Consider the following 6,519-nt stretch of genomic DNA (forward strand, 5'->3'; position numbering starts at 1 on the left):
TCGCGCAGCCGGGGCCTTGTGCAGTCGGCGAACGCGGGACCGCACGAGGGAGAGAACCACCTTGGGTCGCTATTTGCTGCGCAAGCTGGCCAATAATCTGATTTTGGTCGTCCTTGCCGCCTCCCTCTCATATTTCGTAGCAGGCCTGAGCCTGCACCCGCAGGCGAACTACGAAGGTCGCAACCCTCCGCTGTCGAAGGTCACTATCTACAAGACCCTCGATGACGTGAACATGAACCCGAACACGCCGATCGTCACCAGGTTCGGTACCTGGGCGAACGGTGTCGTCCACGGTGACCTGGGCAAGACCATCGACGGTTCGCCCGTCAACGACGAGGTCGGGCGCCGGATCGGGGTCTCCACCCGGCTGCTGGTGCTGGCCACGCTGATCGGCTCGATCGGCGGTGTCGCACTCGGTGCACTGGGTGCGATCAAGCAGTACAAACTCTTCGACCGGGTCTCCACCCTGGCGTCGTTCTTCATCCTGGCCATGCCGACCTTCGTGCTCGGCCTGTTCCTGAAGCTGGCGTCGATCCAGTTCCTCGGCGCGGGCACCATCCATTTCACCGGTGAGACCGACCCCGAGTTCGCCGGGCGCTGGGACTTCGCCGCGCTGGGGAACCGTGCCGAGCACATGCTGCTGCCCGGTCTGACGCTGATTCTGATCCAGGTCGGCCTCTACAGCCGCTACCAGCGCAGCACCATGCTCGACGTGCTGGGCAGCGACTTCCTGCGCACTGCCCGGGCCAAGGGCCTGCGTCGCCGGGCCGCCCTGGTCAAGCACGGTCTGCGGACCGCGATCCTGCCGGTCGTCCCGCTGCTGGTCTACAACATCGTCCTGCTGTTCGTCGGGGCCACCTTCACCGAGAAGACCTTCGGCTGGCACGGCATGGGCGAGCTGCTGATCACCGCGATCACCCGGAACGACGTGAACGCGACCGCCGCGGTCGCCCTGTTCACCGCCGTCCTGGTGCTCATCGCAGGCATCCTCTCCGACCTGATGTACGCGGCGCTCGACCCGCGCGTCCGGGTGCGCTGACGCACCCGACCGAGCATCACGTCCCGTACTCAGCAGAGGAGAAGAAGCCATGAGCACGCAGCCCACGACCGATACGGCAGTCGTCGAAATCGCCACCGCGACCGCCGGTGAGCGCCAGCCCAAGCGGCAGAGCCGCGCCCGGCTGACCGTCCGCCGGTTCGCCCGCAACCGGATGGCCCTGGTGGGCCTGGGCATCCTGGTCCTGCTCTTCCTGGCGGCCTACGTCGGCCCGCTGTTCGACAAGTACGACTACACCTTCCACGACTACATGGCCTTCAACGCCGCGCCCGGCGGCGACCACTGGTGGGGCACCAACCAGGGCGGCCAGGACCTCTTCGCGCTCACCATGCGCGGTCTGCAGAAGTCCCTGGTGATCGGCCTGCTGGTCGGTGCCATCACCACCCTGGTCGCCGCGGTCGTCGGCGCCGTCTCGGCCTACTACGGCGGCTGGATCGACCGGGTCCTGATGTGGGGCGTCGACCTGCTGCTGGTGCTGCCGAGCTTCCTGATCATCGCCGTGCTCTCGCCGCTGTTCCAGAAGGCCAGCTGGCTGATCTTCGTGGTGCTGCTGGCGGCGTTCGCCTGGATGATCACCGGCCGCGTGGTGCGCTCGATGACGATGACCCTGAAGGACCGGGAGTTCGTCAAGGCCGCCAAGTACATGGGCGTGCCGGGACCGGTCATCATCTTCCGGCACATCCTGCCGAACATGGCCTCGCTGCTGATCATCGACGCGGTGATCCAGGTCGGCGCGGCGGTCATCGGCGAGAGCGGCCTGTCCTTCCTGGGCTTCGGCATCCAGGCGCCGGACGTCTCGCTCGGCACGATCATCGCCGACAACACCACCAACGCCCCGACCTTCCCGTGGCTGTTCTACTTCCCGGCCGGCTGCCTGGTGCTGATCGGTATCGCGGTCTCCTTCATCGGTGACGGCCTGCGTGACGCCCTCGACCCGAACGCCTCCGGTGCCAAGGCCAAGGCCAAGAAGATCAAGAAGACCGGTGAGACCAAGGCCGGCGCGACCAACCTGTCCAACCAGCTGCAGGGCCCGAGCACCTCTACCGATGTGCTGAGCACCTCATGACGGCCGCGAACGACTCCTCGCAGCCCTCGGACAGCACCCGTACCAAGGAAGGACTCCGACCGGTGACCGACACCCGGCTGGACAAGGCTCAGCCCATCCTCGAAGTCAGCGACCTGCAGGTCTCGTTCCCCAGCGAGGCCGGCGAGGTGCGCGCCGTGCGCGGCGTCTCGTACGCCGTCCGCCCCGGCGAGGTGCTGGGCATCGTCGGCGAGTCCGGCTCCGGCAAGTCGGTGTCCTCGATGGCCGTGCTCGGCCTGCTGCCCGACACCGCCGCGGTCTCCGGCTCGATCAAGCTGGGCGGCCGTGAGCTGCTCGGCCTCTCGGACAACGAGATGTCCAAGATCCGCGGCAAGGACATCGGCATGGTCTTCCAGGACCCGCTGTCCGCGCTCACCCCGGTCTACAGCGTGGGCACCCAGATCGTCGAGGCCCTGCAGATCCACCAGGAGCTGAGCAAGGAGAAGGCCCGCGAGCGCGCCGTCGAACTGCTCGACCTGGTCGGCATCCCGGACCCGCGGCGCCGGGTGGACAACTTCCCGCACGAGTTCTCCGGCGGCATGCGCCAGCGCGCGATGATCGCCATGGTGATCGCCAACGACCCCAAGGTGATCATCGCCGACGAGCCGACCACCGCGCTCGACGTGACCATCCAGGCCCAGGTGCTCGAAGTCCTGAAGAAGGCCCAGGACGTCACCGGCGCCGCGATCGTGATGATCACTCACGACCTCGGCGTGATCGCCGGCTTCGCCGACCGCGTCCAGGTGATGTACGCGGGCAAGCCGGTCGAGGCCGGCACCGTGGACGAGGTGTACTACACGCCCCGGATGCCGTACACCATCGGCCTGCTGGGTTCGATCCCGCGACTGGACGACACCGAGCGCCGCGCGCTGACCCCGATCGAGGGCACCCCGCCGTCGATGGTCGAGCTGCCGCAGGGCTGCCCGTTCGAGGCCCGCTGCCCGATCGCCGTCGAGCGCTGCCGCGAGGTGGAGCCCATGCTGTCGGTCAAGGAGGGCAGCACCCACCCGACCGCCTGCCACCGCAGCCACGAGCTGGGCGAGGCCCTCGACCCGGCCACCATCTACCCGGTTCCCGAGGTCCCCGCCCTCTCCGCACTGGAGCAGCGCCCGCGCGCCGAGCGTGCCACCGTCCTCGAACTCGACAACCTGACCAAGCACTTCGCGCTCAGCAAGGGCGCGGTCGTCAAGCGCAAGGTCGGTGTGGTCAAGGCCGTCGACGGCATCTCGCTGGACATCCGCGAGGGCGAGACGCTCGGTCTGGTCGGCGAGTCCGGCTGCGGCAAGACCACCACCCTGCTGGAGATCCTGGACCTGCCCAAGGACCAGGTCGGCACCGTCACGGTCTTCGGCAAGGAGACCAAGAGCATGAACCGGGCCGACCGCAAGGCGCTCCGCCGGGACATGCAGATCGTCTTCCAGGACCCGATGGCCGCCCTGGACGCCCGGATGCCGGTCGGCGACATCCTCGCCGAGCCGCTGAAGACCCACGGCTGGGACAAGGCCAGGATCGCCGCCCGGGTCCCCGAGCTGCTGGAGCTGGTCGGCCTCAAGCCCGACCACGCCGACCGCTACCCGCAGGAGTTCTCCGGCGGCCAGCGCCAGCGCATCTCCATCGCCCGCGCCCTGGCCCTGGAGCCCAAGCTGGTCGTCCTGGACGAGCCGGTCTCGGCCCTGGACGTCTCCATCCAGGCCGGCGTGCTGAACCTGCTGGACGAGCTCAAGAACAAGCTCGGCCTCAGCTACCTGTTCGTCGCCCACGACCTCTCCGTGGTCCGGCACATCGCCGACCGGATCGCCGTGATGTACCTCGGCCGGATCGTCGAGGTCGGCGACACCGAGTCGATCTTCGAAGCCCCCTCCCACCCGTACACCCAGGCTCTGCTGTCCGCCGTACCGCTCCCCGACCCGCGCAAGGAGCGCGAGCGGACCCGGATCCTGCTCACCGGTGACCTGCCCAGCCCGGCCAACGTGCCGAGCGGCTGCCGGTTCCGCAACCGCTGCCCGAAGTACCTCACCCTCAGCGAGGACGAGCAGCTTCGCTGCCGCGACGAGGACCCCGCGAGCGACCGGCTCGGCACCGACCACTCGGCCGCCTGCCACTACGCCCGTGCCCTCGAAGTGATCTGACCCCCACCGAGCTGCGCCCCAGGCGCCTTGCACCACCAGCACCGCCCAAGCACCGCCCCATAGCTCCACCGGCACCACCCGTCGCCTTGACGCTGCCGGGCCTACTCACCGATATCCGTACACCACCAGGGGGAACCCCTTGAAGCACAACCGGATCCCGGTCGCGCTGGTCGCCACCATCGCCGCCGCCTCGCTGTCCCTCACCGCCTGCTCCAGCAGCAAGAGCGACTCGGCCGCCCCGGCCGCCTCCGAGGCGCCGAAGATGACCCAGAGCGCGATGAACGCCAAGGACCGTGCCGACCTGAAGCAGGGCGGCACCCTCAACTGGGCCATCGACCAGCTCTCCTCGCAGTGGAGCCCGATCGAGGCGGACGGCAACGAGACCTCCACCACCGATGTCATGAAGGCGCTCATGCCGACCTTCTGGCGCTCGGACGCGGGCGGCACCCAGACCCCGAACAAGGCGTACCTGCTGGACGCCAAGGCGGAGACCAAGGACGGCAAGCAGGTCGTCACCTGGACCCTGAACCCGAAGGCCAAGTGGTCCGACGGCACCCCGATCACCTGGCAGGACATCGACGCCAACGTCAAGGCGCAGAACGGCCAGAACAAGGACTTCAAGGCCACCTCGACCACCGGTTTCGACCAGGTCGACAGCGTCGTCAAGGGTGCTGACGACTACCAGGCGATCATGACGTTCAAGACGCCGTACTCCGAGTGGCAGTCGATGTTCAACAACGCCGCCAACGCGCCGCTGATGCCGGCGAAGTACGTCGCCACCCCGGACGTCTTCAACACCGCGTACGTGGACAAGATCCCGGTCACCGCCGGTCCGTTCAAGCTGGACAAGATCGACCAGACCGCGAAGACCGTCACCGTGGTGGCCGACCCCAACTGGTGGGGCGACAAGGCCACGCTGGACAAGATCGTCTTCAAGGCGATGGACACCAACACCATGCCGCAGGCGTTCGCCAACGGTGAGGTGGACTTCTACAACAACGGCCCGGACGCCTCCGGCTTCAAGCAGATCCAGGCGACCAAGGACGGCGAGGTCCGCGAGGCCGGCGGCCCGAACTACCGCCACATCATGCTCAACGGCAAGAGCCCGATGCTGACCGACCCCAAGGTCCGCGCCGCGATCTTCCAGGCCGTCGACCGCTCGACCATCGCCAAGTCGGACCTGAACGGCCTGGGCTGGCCGGCCGAGCCGATGAACAACCACTTCCTGGTGCCCGGCCAGAACGGCTACAAGGACAACTCGGGCGGCCTGAGCAAGTTCGACCCCGAGGCTGCCAAGAAGGCCCTGGACGACGCCGGCTGGAAGATGGACGGCGACGTCCGCAAGAAGGACGGCAAGGAGCTCGCGCTCAAGTTCGTCATCCCGGCCGGTGTCAGCGTGGCCACCAACGAAGGCTCGATGCTGACCCAGATGCTGCAGCAGATCGGCGTCAAGCTCACCATCTTCACCGCGCCGTCGAACGACTTCTTCGACAAGTACATCTACAAGTACGACTTCGACATGACCGCCTTCTCGCTGATCGGCACCCCGTTCCCGGCCGGTTCCTCGACCGCCAACTACGCCCAGAACGGTGGCGCCAACTACTCCCAGGTCGGCAGCGACGCCCTGGACAAGGCGATGAACGACGCCGTCGCCGCCTCCACCACGGACGCCGAGTTCGCCGCGATCAACCAGGCGGACGCCGAGGCGTGGAAGGTCTCCGGCCTGCTCCCGCTGTACCAGCGCCCCGCCATCTTCGGTGTGAAGAAGGCCGTCGCCAACCTCGGTGCCCCGGGCCTCGCGGACTACGTCTACGAGAACATCGGCTTCACCAAGTGATGACCGCTCGACCCTGAGCCGCTCAACGGGACGGGCCCGGAGGGATCTTCCCTCCGGGCCCGTCCCGTCGTCCGTGCTACGCCTCCACCCGCACCGCGGCGAAGTGGCAGGCCGACTCGTGCGCCGCCGGACCCTCCAGCGAGGGCACCGCGAGCAGCGGCACCTCGGTCGAGCACCGCTCCTGTGCCTTCCAGCAGCGGGTACGGAAGCGGCAGCCCGACGGCGGGTTCGCCGGCGAGGGGATGTCCCCGGACAGGATGATCCGCTCACGACCCTCACGCCCGGACGGATCCGGCACCGGCACCGCCGAGAGCAGTGCCTGCGTGTACGGGTGGGTGGCGTGCTCGTAGATCTCCTCGTCCGACCCGATCTCCACCATCTTGCCCAGGTACATCACACCCACCCGGTCCGA

General features: G+C 67.9%; 5 protein-coding genes. 4 read left to right on the forward strand and 1 reads right to left on the reverse strand.

What is annotated here, in order from left to right; genetic code table 11:
* The first annotated feature begins 61 nt into the window (after positions 1-61).
* The 4 genes from ACFC1R_RS25235 to ACFC1R_RS25250 all read left to right on the forward strand — a co-directional run bounded on the left by ACFC1R_RS25235 (position 62) and on the right by ACFC1R_RS25250 (position 6,107).
* On the forward strand, positions 62-1,039 hold the full coding sequence (locus tag ACFC1R_RS25235; RefSeq protein WP_375942218.1) for an ABC transporter permease: 978 nt from the start codon (positions 62-64) through the stop codon (positions 1,037-1,039).
* A gap of 49 nt (positions 1,040-1,088) precedes the next feature.
* Positions 1,089-2,123: an ABC transporter permease gene (locus ACFC1R_RS25240; protein WP_375942220.1), complete on the forward strand. Its 1,035-nt coding sequence runs from the start codon at positions 1,089-1,091 to the stop codon at positions 2,121-2,123.
* Complete coding sequence (locus ACFC1R_RS25245; RefSeq protein ID WP_375942222.1) at positions 2,120-4,270, forward strand: dipeptide ABC transporter ATP-binding protein; 2,151 nt, start codon at positions 2,120-2,122, stop codon at positions 4,268-4,270. Before ACFC1R_RS25240 ends, ACFC1R_RS25245 begins: the two co-directional genes overlap by 4 nt.
* Positions 4,271-4,409: 139 nt before the next feature.
* Positions 4,410-6,107, forward strand: a complete 1,698-nt coding sequence (locus ACFC1R_RS25250; RefSeq protein ID WP_375942223.1) for an ABC transporter family substrate-binding protein — start codon at positions 4,410-4,412, stop codon at positions 6,105-6,107.
* Positions 6,108-6,183: 76 nt separating this feature from the next.
* Here the strand turns inward: ACFC1R_RS25250 and ACFC1R_RS25255 are convergent.
* On the reverse strand, positions 6,184-6,519 hold a 336-nt coding region (locus ACFC1R_RS25255; RefSeq protein WP_375942225.1), incomplete at its 5' end, for an oligopeptide/dipeptide ABC transporter ATP-binding protein.

The organism is Kitasatospora sp. NPDC056138 (genome assembly GCF_042264695.1).
In the GTDB taxonomy this organism is placed as follows: Bacteria; Actinomycetota; Actinomycetes; order Streptomycetales; family Streptomycetaceae; genus Kitasatospora.

Excerpts from the sequence above, each read along its gene's own strand:
- ACFC1R_RS25245 (WP_375942222.1), top strand. The coding sequence starts at position 2,120 with ATGACGGCCGCGAACGACTCCTCGCAGCCCTCGGACAGCACCCGTACC.
- ACFC1R_RS25240 (WP_375942220.1), top strand. The coding sequence starts at position 1,089 with ATGAGCACGCAGCCCACGACCGATACGGCAGTCGTCGAAATCGCCACC.